Below are 17,856 nucleotides of genomic sequence, written 5' to 3' on the forward strand. Positions count from 1 at the left end.
GTCCGCCGGTTGAGCCTACGCGTCGCCGCCGGCCGCGCCGGGATCGGCCGCGGCCACATCCAGGAGCTCGTACCGGTCGATCGCCGTCTTCAGTACCGAACGGTCGATCCGGCCCTCCTTCGCGAGCTCGGTGAGCACCGCGAGGACGATCGACTGGGCGTCGATGTGGAAGAACCGGCGGGCCGCGCCACGGGTGTCGGCGAAGCCGAAGCCGTCCGCACCCAGCGACTGGTACGCGCCGGGCACCCAGCGTGCGATCTGGTCCGGCACGGAACGCATCCAGTCCGAGACCGCCACGAACGGGCCCTCGGAGCCGGAGAGCTTCTGCGTGACGTACGGGACACGCAGCTCCTCCTCCGGGTGCAGCAGGTTGTACCGCTCCACGTCCACGGCCTCGCGGCGCAGCTCGTTCCAGGAGGTCGCCGACCAGACGTCCGCCTTGACGTTCCACTCGTCGGCGAGGATCTGCTGCGCCTCGACCGCCCACGGGACCGCCACACCGGACGCCATGATCTGGGCCGGGATCATGCCCCGCTCGCCACTCTTGAAGCGGTAGACGCCCTTGAGGATGCCCTCGACGTCCACGTTCTCCGGCTCGGCCGGGTGCTGGATCGGCTCGTTGTAGACGGTGAGGTAGTAGAAGACGTCCTCGCTGTTCTCGCCGTACATCCGGCGCAGACCGTCCTTGACGATGTGCGCGATCTCGTACCCGAAGGCCGGGTCGTACGCGACACAGCCCGGGTTCGTCGAGGCGAGCAGCTGCGAGTGGCCGTCCGCGTGCTGCAGACCCTCACCGGTCAGCGTCGTGCGGCCCGCGGTCGCACCCAGTACGAAGCCGCGCGCGAGCTGGTCGGCCATCTGCCAGAACTGGTCACCGGTGCGCTGGAAACCGAACATCGAGTAGAAGACGTACACCGGGATCAGCGGCTCGCCGTGCGTGGCGTACGCCGAACCCGCGGCGATCAGCGACGCCGTGCAGCCGGCCTCGGAGATGCCGTCGTGCAGCATCTGACCGGTCGGCGACTCCTTGTACGCGAGCAGCAGATCGCGGTCCACCGCCTCGTACTGCTGACCCAGCGGGTTGTAGATCTTCGCGCTCGGGAAGAACGCGTCCATACCGAAGGTGCGGTACTCGTCGGGCGCGATCAGCACGAAACGCTTGCCGATCTCCTTGTCCCGCATGAGGTCCTTCAGGATGCGGACGAACGCCATGGTCGTGGCGATCGACTGCTGGCCCGAACCCTTCTTCGCGGTCGCGTACGTCTTGTCCTCGGGCAGGACCAGCGGCTTCGCGCGCACCACACGGGTCGGGACATAGCCGCCCAGACCCTTGCGGCGGTCGTGCATGTACTGGATCTCTTCCGAGTCGCGGCCCGGGTGGTAGTACGGCGGGTAGCCCTCGTCCAGCTGCTTGTCCGTGATCGGGATGTGCAGCCGGTCGCGGAACCGCTTGAGGTCCTCGACCGTGAGCTTCTTCATCTGGTGGGTCGCGTTGCGGCCCTCGAAGTTCGGTCCGAGCGTCCAGCCCTTGACCGTCTGCGCGAGGATCACCGTCGGCTGGCCCTTGTGGGCCTTGGCCGCCGCGTACGCCGCGTAGACCTTCTTGTGGTCGTGACCGCCGCGGCCCAGGTGCAGGATCTGGTCGTCGGTCATGTCCTTGACCATGTCGCGCAGCCGCGGGTCGTCCCCGAAGAAGTGCTCACGGATGTACGAGCCGGACTCGGTGGCGTACGTCTGGAACTGGCCGTCCGGCGTGGTGTTCAGCTTGTTGACCAGGATGCCCGTGCGGTCCTGCGCCAGCAGCGGGTCCCAGGAGCGGTCCCAGACCAGCTTGATGACATTCCAGCCGGCCCCGCGGAACTGCGACTCCAGCTCCTGGATGATCTTGCCGTTGCCGCGCACCGGGCCGTCGAGGCGCTGCAGGTTGCAGTTGACCACGAAGGTCAGGTTGTCCAGGCCCTCACGGGCGGCGATGGAGAGCTGGCCGAGCGACTCGGGCTCGTCCATCTCGCCGTCGCCGAGGTACGCCCAGACGTGCGACTGGGAGGTGTCGGCGATGCCGCGCGCCTCCATGTACCGGTTCATCCGGGCCTGGTAGATCGCGCCCAGCGGACCGAGGCCCATCGAGACGGTCGGGAACTCCCAGAAGTCCGGCATCAGCCGCGGGTGCGGGTAGCTGGACAGGCCGTTCGGCGCCTTCGACTTCTCCTGGCGGAAGGCGTCGAGCTGCGCCTCGCTCAGCCGGTCGAGGAGGAATGCGCGGGCGTAGATACCGGGGGAGGCATGCCCCTGGAAGAAGATCTGGTCGCCGCCGAGGCCGTCGTCCTTGCCCCGGAAGAAGTGGTTGAAGCCCACGTCGTACAGCGAGGCGGAGGAGGCGAACGTGGCGATGTGGCCGCCGACGCCGATCCCCGGGCGCTGGGCGCGCGACACCATCACGGCCGCGTTCCAGCGCGTCGCGTTGAGGACCTTGCGCTCGATCTCCTCGTCGCCGGGGAAGAACGGCTCGTCCTTCGTGGCGATCGTGTTCACGTAGTCCGTGCTGCGCATCTCCGGCACGGCGACACGCTTCTCGCGCGCGCGCTCGATGAGCCGGAGCATCAGGTAGCGGGCCCGCTCACGCCCGCGCTCGTCGACGGCGGCGTCGAGGGAGTCGAGCCATTCCTGGGTTTCTTCGGGATCGAAGTCCGGGACCTGGCTCGGAAGGCCGCCAATGATGATCGGGTTGCGATCGGATCCGGAAGCCACGCTGTTCCTTCGCTGTTCGGTGGTGCTCTACGGGGCCTGATAACGGGAGGCATGCCCCCGGGATGTATGCATGTACGTCATCACCATCGTGTACCGCGAGGACGCAAACGTCATCTCTACCCAGGGGTAACCGTCAGGTTGTGAGACATCACGTCCGGTACGCGAGGAGGGTCCGGCAGACGGGTGGGACCAAACCGCAACCATACGCCCAACCCGTCCAAGCGTTCCCAAAGGCTGTTCGACTCCGATTGGCGGACCGAAACGGCATAAGCTGTTCAAGGACGTAATGCTGTTCAAGCACGTAAAGGGTGTGGACGGCAGCGCCGGGCCCCGCAAGGGACATGCCGATCGTGCGGCGACGTGGCAGGGAACGTCACCGTTTAGGCGGTCTCGCACGCTGGGTACTTGCGCGATCCGCCGCGCCCGTGTGGACTACGGCCAACGCCCCGCGCACGCGCGTGGCTGAAGCATTTTCCGAAACATGATCAGGAGGCAACCCGTGAGCGCGACCGCGGACCACGCGGAGGAACGGACCAACTCGGCTGCACGGCTGGGGTTCGAGCCCGGACAGGTGGTCCAGGAGATCGGCTACGACGACGACGTCGAGCAGGAGCTCCGTGAGGGCATTGAGGCCACTACCGGCCAGGAACTCGTCGATGAGGACTACGACGACGTCGCTGACGTCGTTCTGCTCTGGTTCCGCGACGAGGACGGCGACCTTACGGACGCGCTGGTGGATGCCATTGGTCTGATCGAGGACGGCGGTGCGGTCTGGCTGATGACGCCGAAGACCGGCCGCGAGGGATACGTCGAACCGAGCGACATCAACGAGGCTGCACAGACAGCCGGTCTTTCCCAGACCAAGAGCATCAATGCGGGCAAGGACTGGACGGGCAGCCGTCTTGTCACCCCGAAGTCGGCCAAAGCCAAGCGCTGAACCGCACTCACCACGAGGCCCCCGCCGGTCGTGCACCGGCGGGGGTCTTCGTATGCCCGGGAGCGGGCCCGCAGGCACCGGTACGTGGGTGGCGTGTGGCGCGCCGAGGGGCCTGCGGGTGGGCTCTGCGTAGGGTGGGAGTCCACCCGGACAGCCCAGCCCGGTGAAGCAGTGAAGGGACGCGTATCCATGGCGATCGAGGTCGGCACCAAGGCCCCGGATTTCGAGCTCAAGGACAACCACGGCCGGACCGTGAAGCTCTCCGACTTCCGCGGCGAGAAGAACGTGGTCCTGCTGTTCTACCCGTTCGCCTTCACCGGCGTGTGCACGGGTGAGCTCTGCGCCCTGCGCGACGAACTGCCGAAGTTCGAGAACGACGACACGCAGCTCCTCGCCGTCTCCAACGACTCCATCCACACCCTCCGTGTCTTCGCCGAGCAGGAGGGCCTCGAGTACCCGCTGGTCTCGGACTTCTGGCCGCACGGCGAGACCTCGCGGGCCTACGGCGTCTTCGACGAGGAGAAGGGCTGTGCGGTGCGCGGCACCTTCATCATCGACAAGGAGGGCGAGGTGCGCTGGACCGTCGTCAACGGCCTGCCCGACGCGCGCGACCTCAACGACTACATCAAGGCCCTCGACGCGATCTGATCCGGATCCGGCGGATCTTCCGGCGACGATCCGGGCGATCTCCCGGCCTCCCGGCCAAAAGCCTGTTTTGGCCGGGAACCGGTCACTAGGATCCACTCGTTGATCCGATGCCAACGCACGATGGAGGCGCCGGCACCTGTCGGCCTCTAATGAAACCAATGGGAGGACTCGTGGGAGTCAGCCTCAGCAAGGGCGGCAACGTCTCGCTGACCAAGGCCGCGCCCAACCTGACCGCGGTCATCGTCGGTCTCGGCTGGGATGCCCGTACCACCACCGGCGGAGACTTCGACCTCGACGCCAGCGCCCTGCTGACGAACGCGGCGGGCAAGGTCGGCAACGACGGGAATTTCGTCTTCTTCAACAACCTCAAGAGCCCCGACGGCTCCGTCGAGCACACCGGTGACAACCTCACCGGTGAGGGCGAGGGCGACGACGAGGTCATCAAGGTGAATCTGGCCGGCGTTCCGGCCGATGTCGACAAGATCGTCTTCCCGGTCTCGATCTATGAGGCCGAGTCCCGCCAGCAGAGCTTCGGCCAGGTGCGCAACGCGTACATCCGCGTGGTCAACCAGGCCGACAACAGCGAGCTCGCGCGGTACGACCTGAGCGAGGACGCCTCGACGGAGACCGCCATGGTCTTCGGCGAGCTGTACCGCAACGGTGCGGAGTGGAAGTTCCGTGCCATCGGTCAGGGTTACGCCTCGGGTCTGCGCGGCATCGCGCAGGACTTCGGCGTCAACGTCTGAGCACGGCCCAGAAGGCGTGACCGGGCGGCGCCTGCGAAGGCACCGCCCGGGCCACGTCCAGCACGTCCCCGTCCGGCGCCGCACCCAGTGCGGCGCCGGACGCGCACAACAGACGGTCCGTCGACGGTCGGTTCATCGATAGACGGTCACTGACAGACGGTTCATCGACTCGGGGAGGACACACACCATGGGCGTCACGCTCGCCAAGGGAGGCAATGTCTCCCTCTCCAAGGCCGCACCCAACCTCACCCAGGTGCTCGTCGGCCTCGGCTGGGACGCGCGATCCACCACCGGAGCCGACTTCGACCTCGACGCCAGCGCTCTGCTGTGCCAGTCGGGCCGGGTGCTGGGCGACGAGTGGTTCGTCTTCTACAACAACCTCACGAGCCCCGACGGCTCCGTGGAGCACACGGGCGACAATCTCACCGGTGAGGGCGAGGGCGACGACGAGTCGATCATCGTGAACCTCACTCAGGTGCCCGCCCACTGCGACAAGATCGTTTTTCCGGTCTCCATCCATGAGGCAGACAACCGCGGGCAGACCTTCGGCCAGGTCAGCAATGCGTTCATCCGTGTGGTGAACCAGGCGGACGGCCAGGAACTCGCGCGCTACGACCTCAGTGAGGACGCCTCGACGGAGACCGCGATGATCTTCGGCGAGCTCTACCGGTACAACGGCGAATGGAAGTTCCGTGCGGTGGGTCAGGGGTACGCGTCGGGGCTGCGAGGCATCGCTCTAGACTTCGGGGTCAACGTTTCGTAAAGCCGCGCACGGCGCGGGGGAGCCCCGCACACACCCGGGGGAGACCCGTTACATACACGATGGGGTAGCCAGTGCTTCTGAAAACCTTCGGCTGGTCGTTCGCGATTACCGCGCTCGGCCTGGTCGCAGCGGTGTTCTACGGGGGGTGGGAGGCCCTCGGGGTGGTCGCGATCCTTTCCGTCCTCGAGATCTCGCTGTCCTTCGACAATGCGGTAGTCAACGCCGGAATCCTGAAGAAGATGAGTGCCTTCTGGCAGAAGATCTTCCTCACGGTCGGCATCCTCATCGCGGTCTTCGGTATGCGGCTGGTCTTCCCTGTCGTGATCGTGGCCATCACCGCCAAGCTGGGGCCCATCGAGGCGGTCGATCTCTCGTTCAACCAGCCCGACCGCTATCAGGAACTGGTCACGGACGCCCACCCGGCGATCGCATCCTTCGGTGGCATGTTCCTGCTGATGATCTTCCTCGACTTCATCTTCGAGGAGCGTGACATCCAGTGGCTGCGCTGGATCGAGCGTCCGCTCGCCAAGCTCGGCAAGGTCGACATGCTGTCGGTCTGCATCGCGCTCATCGTGCTGCTGATCTCGGCCGTGACCTTCGCGACCCAGGCGCACCAGCACGGCGGCGGTCACGCGAACAAGGCGGAGACCGTTCTGCTCGCGGGTGTCGCGGGCCTGATCACGTACCTCATCGTCGGCGGTCTCTCCAGCTACTTCGAGAACAAGCTCGAGGAAGAGGAGGAGCGCGAGCACGAGGCCGAGGAAGAGGCCAGGAAGAGCGGCAAGAAGCTCTCCGCGGTGGTCCTCTCCGGCAAGGCCGCGTTCTTCATGTTCCTCTACCTCGAGGTACTCGACGCGTCCTTCTCGTTCGACGGCGTCATCGGCGCCTTCGCCATCACCAACAACATCGTGCTGATGGCCCTCGGCCTCGGTATCGGCGCCATGTACGTCCGGTCGCTCACGGTCTACCTGGTCCGTCAGGGCACCCTCGACGACTACGTCTACCTGGAGCACGGCGCGCACTACGCCATCGGTGCGCTGTCCGTCATCCTGCTCGTCACCATCCAGTACCAGATCAACGAGATCATCACCGGCCTCGTCGGCGTCGTGCTGATCGCCTGGTCCTTCTGGTCCTCGGTCCGGCGCAACAAGGCGCTGGAGGCCGGAGGCGGCGGCGACAACTCGGGCTCCAAGGCGGAAGTCCCGTCCGGGGTGTGACCCGGTAGGGATTGAGGAACGCTCTCAGCGGGGCGGTCCGCACGGCGACGGTTCTCCGGGGACACCCGGAGCCGGCCCGGGGGCCGCCCCGCAGTGATGCGCGCGGGGCCGGGCAGTACCGAGATGCGTGGGGGTTGGGGATGGCGTTCTGGGACGGCCTGTGGCCGAGGCGAGAAGCGCAGTTCGAGTCGGGCAACGCGGCCACCAACTCCATCGTGCTCTCCAAGCGGCACGCCACGGTCTCGCTGACCAAACAGGGCGCGCTGACCGGCAACCTCCGGGTCAATCTCTCCTGGCGGATGCGTACGTCCGACATCGAGGGCCGATCGCGGCAGAGCGGCCGGCTGCTGCGGCCGTTCAAGCTCTTCCAGCCCGATGTCGTCCAGGCGCACACCCAGGGCGTGGTCAACGTCGACCTGGACCTGGGCTGCATGTACGAGCTGAAGGACGGCACCAAGGGCGTCGTGCAGCCGCTGGGCAACCTGATCGGCGACCTGAACGGGCCGCCGTACATCAGGCTCAGCGGGGACGACCGCTTCGGGGCGCCGTCGGGGGAGACCGTGTACGTCAACCTCGATCAGCGGGACCAGATCAAGCGGCTGCTGTTCTTCGTCTACATCTACGACCAGACGCCGGCCTTCGACCGTACGCACGCCAAGGTGACGCTCTACCCGGGCAACGGGCCGCGGATCGAGATCGAGCTCGACGAGAGGGCCCCGCAGGCCCGCTCGTGCGCCGTGTTCACCGTCGAGAACGTCAAGGACGAGCTGATCGTGCGGCGCGAGGTGAAATTCGTCTACGGCTTCCAGTCGGAGCTGGACCGGCTGTACGGCTGGGGGATGCAGTGGGGCCGCGGCTACAAGTCACGGGCCTGAGGCCGCCTGTGCTCGACTCCCGGGCCTGAGACCCGAGTGCCGGCCCTGAGTCCCGGCTGAGACCGATCGCCGGTCCTCGGACCCGGATCCGGCCCGCGGCGCCGGGCCGGTCAGGACCGGACGAACTGCGGGCCCTGCGGCGGCAGGACGAAATTCGGGTCCGGGGCGGGCTGTGCGGCCGCCGCGGGCTGCGGATAGCCGTACGCAGGCTGTGCGGAGGCCGGCTGCGGATAGCCATAGGCCGGCTGGGGAGCCGGGACGGGCGCTGCAACCGCTGTCGGCTGCGGGTAGCCGTACGCGGGCTGCTGGTGCTGGACCGTGGCCTGCGGGTCGGGGCCGGGCGCCGGGGCGGGGGGAAACACGGGGGCGGGCGGTGCGGCAGCCGGCCCGGTGACCGGCGCCGAGGCGGGCGAAGGGCTCGACGATGCGACCGCATCGGGTTCGGCCGCGGCCTCCGCCTCGTCGACCGAGATACCGAACGCGGTCGCGAGACCCACCAGACCCGTCGGGTAGCCCTGGCCGACCGCCCTGAATTTCCAGCCATCGCCACGCCGGTAGAGCTCGCCGCAGATGATCGCGGTCTCCTCGCCGGTCTCCGGCCGCACATCGAACACGGCGAGCGGATCCCCGCCCGCCGAGCCCGCGTCGTACAGCAGGATGCGCAGATCGCGGACCTGCTGGAAGGCCGCGCCGTCCGAGGACGCGGCGATGACCACCTGCTCGACGGAGGGGTCGAGCGCGCCCAGGTCGGCCTCGATGGTGTCGGTCAGCCCCTCGGCGACACTGCGCTTCGGCAGCCGTCGTACCAGGCCGGAGGGGTGCCTGGGCTGGTTGTAGAAGACGAAGTCCTCGTCGGAGCGCACACGGCCACCGGTGCCGAGAAGCAGGGCCGAAGCGTCCACATCGGGGACCCCGGCGCCCGGGGTCCAGCGCAGCACGGCCCGTACGGCCGTGGTGTCGAGGGGGACGTTCGAGCCCTTCAGCATCGCGTGCGTCATGGCGGTCATCCTGCCTGCTGGCAGCCCGCGCAGACAACGCGGGGGTCACAACCCATGTCTCGGCAGTGCGTCGGAACCACGCCGTCCGCGCTCTGTGGAACCGTCGGGAAATGGACGAGTTACCCGAAATTCATGCACGCAGGGAACTGCCGACACCAGTCCGTACGTACTATTACCGGCCATACGTTGTCGGGCCGGTCAGGCAGTTCGGGGGAATCACATGCGTCATTTCGGGCACATCTCGCCCGCTGCGCGGAAGGGCCTGTTCCACCGGGAGCCGGCCGAATTCGATGCGGGCTCGCCCGCCGGCATGCTTTCGGCTGCCCTGGGCGCCACCCTTTACTCCCCGGCCACCCGGCCGCGGCTCGCGGACGACATCATCAAACAGGCCGGGCGCGGTGTCGTCTCGATGGTGCTGTGCCTTGAGGATTCGATCGACGACTCCGAGGTGACGGCGGCCGAGGAGAACCTGGTCAGGCAGTTCGCCGACCTCGCGGCGCGCGGCGTCGAGGTGCCCCTGCTCTTCATCCGGGTCCGTGAGCCGGAGCAGATAACGGACCTGGTGAACCGGCTCGGCAGCTCCGCCGGATTGTTGTCCGGTTTTGTACTTCCGAAGTTCACCGAAGAGCGTGGTGTGCCGTTCATGGAGGCACTCACCAAGGCCGAGACGGCCAGGAGCCAGCGGCTCTTCGCGATGCCCGTCCTCGAATCCCCGGAGCTGCTGCATCTGGAGTCCCGCGGCGCGACGCTGCAGGGAATCGCCCGTACCGTTGACAGGTACCGGGACCGGGTGCTCGCACTGCGGCTCGGGGTCACCGACTTCTGCTCGGCGTACGGACTGCGCAGGGCGCCCGACATGACGGCGTACGACGTGCAGCTCGTCGCCGCGGTCATCGCCGACGTGGTCAATGTGCTGGGCCGGGCGGACGGCACCGGTTTCACCATCACCGGCCCGGTGTGGGAGTACTTCCGACTTCAGGAGCGCATGTTCAAGCCGCAGCTGCGCCGCAGCCCCTTCCTGGAGGGCCGGGCCGAGGAGCTGCGCACGGAGCTGATCGAGCACGACCTGGACGGGCTGCTGCGGGAGATCGAGCTCGACCGGGCCAACGGGCTGCTCGGCAAGACCTGCATCCACCCGTCGCACGTCGCGCCCGTCCACGCACTGTCCGTGGTCAGCCACGAGGAGTTCAGCGATGCACAGGACATCCTGCGGCCGGAGCGGGGAGGCGGTGGAGTCATGCGCTCCGCGTACACGAACAAGATGAACGAAGTGAAGCCCCACCGGGCCTGGGCCGAGCGCACCCTGCGGCGGGCCGAGGTCTTCGGCGTGGCGAAGGAAGACGTCGGGTTCGTGGATCTGCTGGCCGCGGGCCTCGCGGAATGAGCGCGTCTCGATGAGCGAGCGCGCAGCAAGGAAAGAGACGGCGAACGTGGTGTGGTCGGGTAGCTGGGTGGCGGAGCGACTGGGCGTCGAGCTCGTCGGCAACGGGGCGTCCGGAGGGGACGGGGAGCTCCGGGAGCTGCTGGGCCTCGCTCTGCGCCGCAACCCCAAGCGGGCCCACCTGCTCGTCTCCAACGTGCTGGGCAAGCACGTGCCGCAGAGGCCGTCCGTGGTCTACGGGGCGGGCTTCGAACTCGGCCTGCGGGTACGTGAGCTCCTCGGGGAAGCGCTGTCGCGCCGGTCGGTGGTCCTCGGGTACGCGGAGACGGCCACCGGTCTCGGCCACGCGGTCGCCGACGGGCTGGGAGTGGCGCCGTATCTCCACTCGACGCGCCGCCCGGTCGAGGGCGTGGCCCGGGCGGGCGGCTTCGAGGAGTCGCACTCGCACGCGACCTCGCATCTGCTGCTGCCGGAGGACCCGACGCTGCTCGCCGGCGGTGGGAGCGGGCGGGCGGGAGAGCCGCTCGTGCTGGTGGACGACGAGTTCTCCACGGGCAACACCGTGCTCAACACGATCCGCGCGCTGCACGAGCTGTACCCGCGCGACCGGTACGTGATCGTGGCCCTGGTGGACATGCGGTCGCCGGCCGACCGCGGACGCCTGACCGAGTTCGCCGCGGAGATCGGCGCACGCGTCGACCTGGTGGCGAGGGGAACGGGCACGGTCCGCCTCCCGGACGGCGTCCTGGAGAAGGGGCAGGCGCTGGTCGCCGCCCATGAGCGGGCTGGCGAGGCAAGCGAAGGCGGCCGTGTGGCTGCTGCAGCCGGGGCCGGATCGTCGGTACCGAGGCAAGAGACCGATGCCTTCTGCACCCGAGTGGAGCTGGAGTGGCCGGCCGCGGTGCCCGACGGCGGCCGGCACGGCTTCACCCCCGCACATCGCGCGACCCTGGAATCGGCTCTTCCCGCCATGGCCGCCCGTATCGCCGACGCCCTGGACGGCGACGCCTGCCGCGTACTGGTCCTCGGCTTCGAGGAGCTGATGTACGCACCGCTCCGGCTCGGCACGGCCCTGGAGGAGCACACCGAGGCCGAGGTGCGGTACTCCACCACCACGCGTTCCCCCGTTCTCGCCGTCGACGACCCCGGCTACGCGATACGCAGCCGTCTGGTCTTCCCGGCCCATGACAACCCGGCCGACGGCCCGGGCGACCGCTTCGCCTACAACGTCGCGGGTGCCGGTTTCGACGCGGTGGTGGTGGTCGTCGACTCCGCTGCCGACACTCCGGAGCTGCACGCCCCCGGCGGCCTGCTCGCGGAGCTCGCCGCGCACACCTCCCACGTCCTGCTGGCCGTCGTTCCCTCGTACGTCCCCTCACCCGCCCCCGAACGGCAGGAACCCCCCATGCTGCCCGAGCCCCTTCGCGGCCCCGTCTTCTCCTCCTACGAGCCGGACGACGTCGGCTGGCTGCTCCAGGACCTCTCGGACACCGAGCTGGAGGCGCCCACCGAGGAGCGCGAGGAAGCGATACAGAGCGGTGGCGCGCACTACGCCGAGTCGCTGCCCGTCGAATACCAGCCGTCCGCCGAGTACCAGGACCTGTTCAAGGCGGCCCTGGACCTGTCGGCCGCGCGCATCGCGCGGGCCGTCGGCACCGTCACCGAGACGGTTCTCGCCGAGCGCAGCCCCCGTCCCGTTCTCGTCTCCCTCGCCCGGGCCGGAACCCCGGTCGGTGTGCTGATGCGCCGCTGGGCGCAGCACCGCCACGGACTCGATCTGCCGCACTACGCCGTCTCCATCGTGCGCGGACGGGGCATCGACGCCAACGCCCTGCGCTGGCTGGCCGCCCACCACGACCCGGCGGACGTCGTCTTCGTCGACGGCTGGACCGGCAAGGGGGCGATCACTCGTGAACTGTCTGCGGCGCTCGCCGAGTTCGAGGGCTTCGATCCCGAGATCGCGGTCCTGGCGGACCCGGGCGGCTGCGTCCGCACCTACGGCACCCGCGAGGACTTCCTCATCCCGTCCGCCTGCCTCAACTCGACGGTGTCCGGACTGATTTCGCGCACGGTGCTCCGCTCCGATCTGGTCGGCCCGCAGGACTTCCACGGCGCGAAGTTCTACCGGGAGCTGGCGGACGCCGATGTGTCCGGCCACTTCCTCGACACCGTCGCCGAGCACTTCGACGAGGTCGTCGACGCGGTGGACGCCGAGGTCAAGGAGCTGCTCGCCGCGGACCGCGCCCCGACCTGGGACGGCTGGGCGGCCGTCGAGCGCATCAGCGAGGAGTACGGCATCCACGATGTGAACCTGGTCAAGCCGGGCGTCGGCGAGACCACACGCGTACTGCTGCGACGCGTCCCGTGGAAGATCCTCGCCAAGCGCGGCGCCGGCGCCGACCTCGAGCACATCAGGCTGCTGGCCGAGCAGCGCGGAGTGCCGGTCGAAGAGGTCGACGAACTCCCGTACACCTGCGTCGGACTGATCCACCCGAAGTACACCCGGGGAGCGACCGGCGCGGACGGCAAGGCGGTGGCGTCACAGTGACCACCCCGAGCTCCCGGACCACCCCGGGCTCCGTGACCATCCCGACGCCCACGGCCGCCCCGGCCCCCCTGGCCGCCCCGATCGCTCGGGCCGGCCCCGTGACGCTGATCGCCAGCGACCTCGACCGCACCCTCATCTATTCGACGGCGGCGCTCCAGCTCTCCATGCCGGACGCCGAAGCCCCCCGGCTGCTCTGCGTCGAGGTGTACGGCCACAAGCCGCTCTCCTATCTCACGGAGACGGCCGCCGCACTCCTCGACGAGCTGGCCCGCACCACGGTCTTCGTGCCCACGACCACCCGCACCCGTGAGCAGTACCACCGCATCAGGCTCCCCGGCCCCACACCGAAGTTCGCCATCTGCGCCAACGGGGGACACCTCCTGGTCGACGGGGTGTCCGACCCCGACTGGCAGACACAGGTGGCCCGCCGGCTCGCCGACGAATGCGCCTCGCTCGCCGAAGTCCGCGCCCACCTCGTCGCCGCTGCGGACCCTGCCTGGCTCCTCAAGGAACGGGTCGCCGAGGACCTCTTCGCCTATCTCGTCGTCGAACGCTCGCTGCTGCCCGCAGGCTGGGTGAGTGAGCTGGCCGAGTGGGCGGAACCCCGTGGCTGGACCGTGTCGCTCCAGGGCCGCAAGATCTACGCCGTGCCCAAGCCGCTGACCAAGAGCGCCGCGATGAACGAAGTCGCCCGCCGCGCCGGCGCCACGCTCACCCTCGCTGCCGGTGACTCGCTCCTCGACGCCGATCTGCTTCTCGCCGCCGACCACGCCTGGCGCCCCGGCCACGGCGAACTCGCCGACACCGGCTGGAGCGCCCCGCACATCGACGTACTGACGGAGAACGGTGTGGTGGCAGGTGAGGAGATCCTCCGGCGTTTCCTTCGGGCTTCCGTCCCGCAACAGGGCCTCCGGCAGGGAACAGTGGTACCTGAGGCCGTGACCGGTCTGCCCGGCAGGTGACCAGCGTGCCGGGCAGTGACCGCCTGCCCGGCAGGCACAGAGGGAGTGCGCGATGAGCAAGGGAAACGAAACCAGGATCACGGACGAGCTGTACGCGTACATGCTGGCGCACAACCCGCCGCTCGACGCGGTACAGCGTGAACTCGTCGAGACCACGTACGCGCAGCTTCCCGAACAGGCGGGGATGCAGTCCGCCGAGGAGCAGGGCCCACTGCTCGCCTTCCTCGTACGGCTGACGGGTGCCCGGCACATCGTCGAGGTCGGGACGTTCACCGGGTTCTCGGCCCTTGCGATGGCGCAGGCACTGTCCGCCGACGGGCGGCTGATCGCCTGCGACATCTCGGAGGAGTGGACCGCATACGGCCGCGAGGCGTGGGAGAAGGCGGGCGTCGCCGACCGGATCGAGCTGCGCATCGCCCCCGCTCTCGACACCCTGGGAGCGATGCCGTCCGAGCCGCACATCGATCTGGCCTATCTGGACGCGGACAAGGGCAACTACATTCCGTACTGGGAAGAGCTGGTGCCCCGGATGCGCCGGGGCGGCCTGATCGTCACCGACAACGTGCTGTTCCACGGCGGTGTGACCGACCCACGGGCGACCGGCGGAGCGGCGGCCATCAAGGAGTTCAACGAGCATGTGGCCGCCGATGCGCGGATGGACAGCGTGATGCTCACCGTGGCGGACGGACTGACCCTCTCCCGTAAGCGGTAGCGACCCGCCCGCCCGGCCGGGTCAGCCGCAGCAGCCCCCACCGCAGCAGCCGCCGCCCGACGGGGCGGCGGGCGCGGACTTGGCCGACGCCCCGCCCACGGCCACCGTGGAGAGGAGCTTCACCGTGTCCTCGTGTCCGGCGGGGCAGGAGGCAGGGGCAGACGAGTCGGCCATCGGACGGCTGAGTTCGAACGTGTCTCCGCAGGAGCGGCAGCGGTATTCGTAGCGAGGCATGGCCCCAGGCTAACCGGCGGGCACCACGGCTACCGCGTAATACGGCTCCGGCCGGCAACCGGCATCGACGAACTCCGGTCGTGGCGCTGTCCCACGGCGGGCTCATCGGGATGGCGGGCGCGCCAGTACGGGTTGTCGTGCGGGAGCCCGCCGCTGACCCTTCCGTACATCCCGAACATCATCAGCATCAGCCCGACGACAAAGCTGAACAGAACGTTCTGCATACGGAAGGCGAGGAAATTGAAGTCGGTGTCGAGCAGTGCCAGGTTGACGAAGCCACTGAGGATGAACGCGATGCCCAGGACCATGTTGACCGTCGAGGCGAAGTTGCCGCCGATCACCATCCCGACGAACAGGAGCAGGCCGACGCAGATGGAGAGGACGCTGAGCGCTCCGTTGGTGTTCAGGCCCGCGACAGTGGCGTCGCCCGTGTTGAAGAAGCCGATCTTGTCGATGATTCCCAGGATGCCGAAGGCAAGCAGCACCAGCCCCATCAACCCCGCCCCTATGCGGTAGACGCTGTTGAGCCGGTGATCGACCGGGAGATGGTCGTCGAACCGGGCGGCTCTGCTGCGCCGTGCGGGCTTCTGTGCACGTCGCCGCGGGGGATGCACTGCATGGGTAGCCATGGTGGCCTCCTTCGCGCTACCACCAGGATCCGCCCCGCGCAGGGCCGCGACAACTCGGCTCAGCCGTCAGCCGCCGGCGCCCCGCTCCTCACGGATCTCCGAGACCACCCGCGCCGCCGTCTGCCGCACGGCTTCGGTCTCGGTCAGGAAGTGCCAGTAGTCGGGGTGGCGACCCTCCAGCCCGGCGATCGCGTGCTCCAGCCGGGCCACGGCATCGTCCAGCGGCCGGGCGTGGCGCGGCTCGGGTGTACTGCGCCCCGCCATGGCCAGGCGCTGGGCGTCGCGGATGGCGAACCTGGTCCGCTGGATCTCGTGCTGGGGGTCCTTGGCCACGTCGTCGAGGCGGCGCAGCCGGTCACCGGCCGCGGACACGGCCTCGTCCGTAGCGTTCAGCAGGGCCCGTACGGTGGACAGCCGCGACGTCGCATCGGCCCAGCGCTGCTCGTTCCGCGCCTTGGTGGCCTCCTTGAGCTTCTCCTCGGCCTGCCGCACATTGACCGCGGCCTGCTCGGGCACGGGCTGGAGGTCCTGCCAGCAGGCAGCGGTGAACCGCCGCCGCAGCTCGCTCAGCACGGGTTCCACCGAGCCCGCGCGTGTCGTCAGTGCCTGGGCTCGCGTGCGCAGCGACACCAGCCGGTGGTCGATCTCGGCGGCGCGCTCGGGAAGCTGCGCCGCCTCGGCCCGCACGGCCTCGGCGCCGCGCAGCACGTGATCGGCGCGTTGCAACGTCTCCGGTACGCCGTGCCGGCCGGCGCCCTGGTTGAGCTTGGTCAGTTCGGGGGCGAGGGCCGCCAGGCGTGCAGCGAGATCGTCTGCCCGCAGTCCGGACGCGCGCGCCGCATCGAGAGCATTGCTCGCACCGAGGAGCGCCTGTCGCGCCCGTTCGACGGCGGGCGCGAGCCGGGCGAGCTGCGTCTCGGCGTTCCCCAGGAGCGGACCGAGTCCCTGCGCGAACCGTTCCAGCTCGCCCTTGACCCGCACGAGTTCGTCCTTGGCGCCGGTCAGCTCCGTCCGGGCACGTGCCGCGACCGCCGGTTCAAGATCGTCGCGGTCCAGGTCGTGGGCGTCGACCGCCGTGATGTACGCATGGCTGGCCTCGTCGATCCGCCGCCCCAGCGCGGCGAAATCGTCCACGACCTTCCGCGCGGCGGGGGAGCTGTCCACCGCGGTGATCGTCTCGATCGAGATCTGCAGATCGCGCTGAGCCGTGTCCAGCTCGTAGAAGGCCTCCGCGGCCGCGTCCTTCGCCGCCTGAGCGTCGGCGCGCTGACTCTCCCCGCGACCGCCGAACCAGCGCCGCGTACCACCACCGGCGAAGGCAGCCGGCAACGCCGCGGCCAGCAACGGCACCGGCAGCAGCATCAATCCGAGGACGTCCCTGACGGCGGTTCTGCCACCCGCTCTTGCCTGCGGCCGCGCGTGTGTCGCCGTCACATCCCTCTCCCGTGCCGTATCGCCTTGCCCGGTTCATTCTCCCACCAGGTAAGGACGAACACACGGGCCCGTTAGTTCGCGCTTCGAACCGTGATTTCCCCGTTGTCGCTGTGGGCCTTCACCACATGCGGACTGCTGTCGCTGCGCGGAACCCGCACCGAGATGTCCCCGTTGTCGGCGACGGCGGTCACCGCGTACGCCTGCGACCCCTTCGGCAGCTCGATGGTCACCCGACCGTTGTCACTGACGGTGTCCACCCGATCCGGCACGGCCGTGAACCCGAGCCGGATCTCTCCGTTGTCGGACTGCGCGGAGACGGACGTGCTGGAGATCCGCTCCGTGACGATGTCCCCGTTGTCGCTCTCCAGCTTCAGCGGCGCACTGGAGTCACGGACGGTCACCTTCCCGTTGTCGGAGCGGAGAGTGAGAGGAGTGTCGAACCCGGAGGCGACGACCCTGCCGTTGTCACCCTCCACCGTCACCGCGACCCCACGCGGCACCTTCACCTGATGCAGGGCCTCGCAGTTGCTGACGACCGCCGTGCACTTCATCTGGAGCGTGAGCTTGCCGTCCCGCATCGTCCAACGCGCGTCGGGCCCCTTCCCGAGCACCACCCACCCGTCGACACGACGCGTCACCTCGACCTTGTCCACATCGGCCGGCACGAGCTCCACGGCCGTATTGCCGGAGTCGATCGTCAGGGACTTCCCCTCGAACGCGAACGACTTGTGCTCGACCGGCGCGTCATCCACATCCGCACTTCCGCAACCGGACAGCCCCAGGGCGACGACTACGGCCCCGACGGACCCGACGAGTGTGCGAGTGCGGGTATGGAGTGCCATGGTGATCGATCCCCCGTCCGGTCCGGGGGGTCTTTCCCGCCGGTGTGGGACCACCGTAGGGAGCGCGACAGCCCAGGGAGAATCCGGACGGCTACCGTATGCGGGGTGGGGATATCCCCCCGATCCCCCGCTCCTCGTCGTCCCGGGCAACCGTTTGTGAGCATGGGCCATACGCCATGTAC

At 68.8% G+C, this 17,856-nt stretch carries 17 protein-coding genes; 10 read left to right on the plus strand and 7 right to left on the minus strand.

What is annotated here, in order from left to right:
- Nucleotides 1–15: 15 nt before the first annotated feature.
- Nucleotides 16–2,748: a pyruvate dehydrogenase (acetyl-transferring), homodimeric type gene (aceE, locus tag OHA03_RS20945; RefSeq protein WP_267005333.1), complete on the minus strand. Its 2,733-nt coding sequence runs from the start codon at nucleotides 2,746–2,748 to the stop codon at nucleotides 16–18.
- A gap of 499 nt (nucleotides 2,749–3,247) precedes the next feature.
- Here aceE and OHA03_RS20950 point away from each other — a divergent pair, with 499 nt between their 5' ends.
- From OHA03_RS20950 to OHA03_RS20960, 3 genes are all read left to right on the plus strand, one after another.
- Nucleotides 3,248–3,685, plus strand: coding sequence for a DUF3052 domain-containing protein (locus OHA03_RS20950; RefSeq protein WP_030925917.1), 438 nt, complete (start codon nucleotides 3,248–3,250; stop codon nucleotides 3,683–3,685).
- 189 nt (nucleotides 3,686–3,874) lie between these two features.
- Nucleotides 3,875–4,333 (plus strand): peroxiredoxin, encoded by a 459-nt coding sequence (locus tag OHA03_RS20955; RefSeq protein ID WP_267005334.1) that lies wholly within the window; start codon nucleotides 3,875–3,877, stop codon nucleotides 4,331–4,333.
- 170 nt (nucleotides 4,334–4,503) lie between these two features.
- Nucleotides 4,504–5,079, plus strand: a complete 576-nt coding sequence (locus OHA03_RS20960; protein WP_030925919.1) for a TerD family protein — start codon at nucleotides 4,504–4,506, stop codon at nucleotides 5,077–5,079.
- Here the strand turns inward: OHA03_RS20960 and OHA03_RS20965 are convergent.
- Nucleotides 5,069–5,215 (minus strand): hypothetical protein, encoded by a 147-nt coding sequence (locus tag OHA03_RS20965; RefSeq protein ID WP_267005335.1) that lies wholly within the window; start codon nucleotides 5,213–5,215, stop codon nucleotides 5,069–5,071. The genes OHA03_RS20960 and OHA03_RS20965 overlap by 11 nt on opposite strands.
- A gap of 51 nt (nucleotides 5,216–5,266) precedes the next feature.
- On the opposite strand from OHA03_RS20965, the gene OHA03_RS20970 reads away from it, so the two are divergent.
- The 3 genes from OHA03_RS20970 to OHA03_RS20980 all read left to right on the plus strand — a co-directional run bounded on the left by OHA03_RS20970 (nucleotide 5,267) and on the right by OHA03_RS20980 (nucleotide 7,934).
- On the plus strand, nucleotides 5,267–5,842 hold the full coding sequence (locus tag OHA03_RS20970) for a TerD family protein (protein WP_267005336.1): 576 nt from the start codon (nucleotides 5,267–5,269) through the stop codon (nucleotides 5,840–5,842).
- A gap of 71 nt (nucleotides 5,843–5,913) precedes the next feature.
- The gene (locus OHA03_RS20975; RefSeq protein WP_267005337.1) at nucleotides 5,914–7,059 is read left to right on the plus strand and encodes a DUF475 domain-containing protein; all 1,146 of its coding nucleotides are present in this window, start codon (nucleotides 5,914–5,916) and stop codon (nucleotides 7,057–7,059) included.
- Nucleotides 7,060–7,199: 140 nt separating this feature from the next.
- A complete protein-coding gene (locus OHA03_RS20980) occupies nucleotides 7,200–7,934 on the plus strand; it encodes a Tellurium resistance (protein ID WP_030925925.1) in 735 nt (244 codons plus the stop codon).
- A gap of 110 nt (nucleotides 7,935–8,044) precedes the next feature.
- Here OHA03_RS20980 and OHA03_RS20985 read toward each other — a convergent pair whose 3' ends face one another.
- Nucleotides 8,045–8,932, minus strand: coding sequence for a TerD family protein (locus tag OHA03_RS20985; protein ID WP_267005338.1), 888 nt, complete (start codon nucleotides 8,930–8,932; stop codon nucleotides 8,045–8,047).
- 220 nt (nucleotides 8,933–9,152) lie between these two features.
- Between OHA03_RS20985 and OHA03_RS20990 the strand changes: the two genes are divergently transcribed.
- The 4 genes from OHA03_RS20990 to OHA03_RS21005 all read left to right on the plus strand — a co-directional run bounded on the left by OHA03_RS20990 (nucleotide 9,153) and on the right by OHA03_RS21005 (nucleotide 14,535).
- On the plus strand, nucleotides 9,153–10,316 hold the full coding sequence (locus tag OHA03_RS20990) for an HpcH/HpaI aldolase/citrate lyase family protein (RefSeq protein WP_267005339.1): 1,164 nt from the start codon (nucleotides 9,153–9,155) through the stop codon (nucleotides 10,314–10,316).
- Nucleotides 10,317–10,326: 10 nt separating this feature from the next.
- Nucleotides 10,327–12,861, plus strand: coding sequence for a phosphoribosyltransferase (locus OHA03_RS20995; RefSeq protein ID WP_267005340.1), 2,535 nt, complete (start codon nucleotides 10,327–10,329; stop codon nucleotides 12,859–12,861).
- Nucleotides 12,862–12,941: 80 nt separating this feature from the next.
- Nucleotides 12,942–13,823: an HAD family hydrolase gene (locus tag OHA03_RS21000; RefSeq protein WP_267008112.1), complete on the plus strand. Its 882-nt coding sequence runs from the start codon at nucleotides 12,942–12,944 to the stop codon at nucleotides 13,821–13,823.
- Nucleotides 13,824–13,875: 52 nt separating this feature from the next.
- Nucleotides 13,876–14,535 (plus strand): O-methyltransferase, encoded by a 660-nt coding sequence (locus OHA03_RS21005; RefSeq protein WP_267005341.1) that lies wholly within the window; start codon nucleotides 13,876–13,878, stop codon nucleotides 14,533–14,535.
- 21 nt (nucleotides 14,536–14,556) lie between these two features.
- Here OHA03_RS21005 and OHA03_RS21010 read toward each other — a convergent pair whose 3' ends face one another.
- The 4 genes from OHA03_RS21010 to OHA03_RS21025 all read right to left on the minus strand — a co-directional run bounded on the left by OHA03_RS21010 (nucleotide 14,557) and on the right by OHA03_RS21025 (nucleotide 17,674).
- The gene (locus OHA03_RS21010; protein ID WP_267005342.1) at nucleotides 14,557–14,769 is read right to left on the minus strand and encodes a zinc ribbon domain-containing protein; all 213 of its coding nucleotides are present in this window, start codon (nucleotides 14,767–14,769) and stop codon (nucleotides 14,557–14,559) included.
- A 29-nt stretch (nucleotides 14,770–14,798) separates the two neighbouring features.
- Nucleotides 14,799–15,398: a DUF4383 domain-containing protein gene (locus tag OHA03_RS21015; protein ID WP_267005343.1), complete on the minus strand. Its 600-nt coding sequence runs from the start codon at nucleotides 15,396–15,398 to the stop codon at nucleotides 14,799–14,801.
- A 66-nt stretch (nucleotides 15,399–15,464) separates the two neighbouring features.
- Nucleotides 15,465–16,832 (minus strand): hypothetical protein, encoded by a 1,368-nt coding sequence (locus OHA03_RS21020; RefSeq protein WP_267005344.1) that lies wholly within the window; start codon nucleotides 16,830–16,832, stop codon nucleotides 15,465–15,467.
- Between the two features lie 71 nt (nucleotides 16,833–16,903).
- Nucleotides 16,904–17,674: a DUF4097 family beta strand repeat-containing protein gene (locus OHA03_RS21025; RefSeq protein ID WP_267005345.1), complete on the minus strand. Its 771-nt coding sequence runs from the start codon at nucleotides 17,672–17,674 to the stop codon at nucleotides 16,904–16,906.
- Nucleotides 17,675–17,856: the final 182 nt, after the last annotated feature.

Source organism: Streptomyces sp. NBC_00154, assembly GCF_026342835.1.
GTDB lineage: Bacteria > Actinomycetota > Actinomycetes > Streptomycetales > Streptomycetaceae > Streptomyces.

What these genes read in the sequence shown, in the direction of transcription:
- OHA03_RS20990 (WP_267005339.1), top strand. Translation starts at nt 9,153, where the DNA reads ATGCGTCATTTCGGGCACATCTCGCCCGCTGCGCGGAAGGGCCTGTTC.
- OHA03_RS21010 (WP_267005342.1), bottom strand. Translation starts at nt 14,769, where the DNA reads ATGCCTCGCTACGAATACCGCTGCCGCTCCTGCGGAGACACGTTCGAA.
- OHA03_RS21015 (WP_267005343.1), bottom strand. Translation starts at nt 15,398, where the DNA reads ATGGCTACCCATGCAGTGCATCCCCCGCGGCGACGTGCACAGAAGCCC.
- OHA03_RS21025 (WP_267005345.1), bottom strand. Translation starts at nt 17,674, where the DNA reads ATGGCACTCCATACCCGCACTCGCACACTCGTCGGGTCCGTCGGGGCC.
- OHA03_RS20985 (WP_267005338.1), bottom strand. Translation starts at nt 8,932, where the DNA reads ATGACGCACGCGATGCTGAAGGGCTCGAACGTCCCCCTCGACACCACG.
- OHA03_RS20965 (WP_267005335.1), bottom strand. Translation starts at nt 5,215, where the DNA reads ATGAACCGACCGTCGACGGACCGTCTGTTGTGCGCGTCCGGCGCCGCA.
- OHA03_RS21005 (WP_267005341.1), top strand. Translation starts at nt 13,876, where the DNA reads ATGAGCAAGGGAAACGAAACCAGGATCACGGACGAGCTGTACGCGTAC.
- OHA03_RS20995 (WP_267005340.1), top strand. Translation starts at nt 10,327, where the DNA reads ATGAGCGAGCGCGCAGCAAGGAAAGAGACGGCGAACGTGGTGTGGTCG.
- OHA03_RS20955 (WP_267005334.1), top strand. Translation starts at nt 3,875, where the DNA reads ATGGCGATCGAGGTCGGCACCAAGGCCCCGGATTTCGAGCTCAAGGAC.
- OHA03_RS20980 (WP_030925925.1), top strand. Translation starts at nt 7,200, where the DNA reads ATGGCGTTCTGGGACGGCCTGTGGCCGAGGCGAGAAGCGCAGTTCGAG.
- OHA03_RS20970 (WP_267005336.1), top strand. Translation starts at nt 5,267, where the DNA reads ATGGGCGTCACGCTCGCCAAGGGAGGCAATGTCTCCCTCTCCAAGGCC.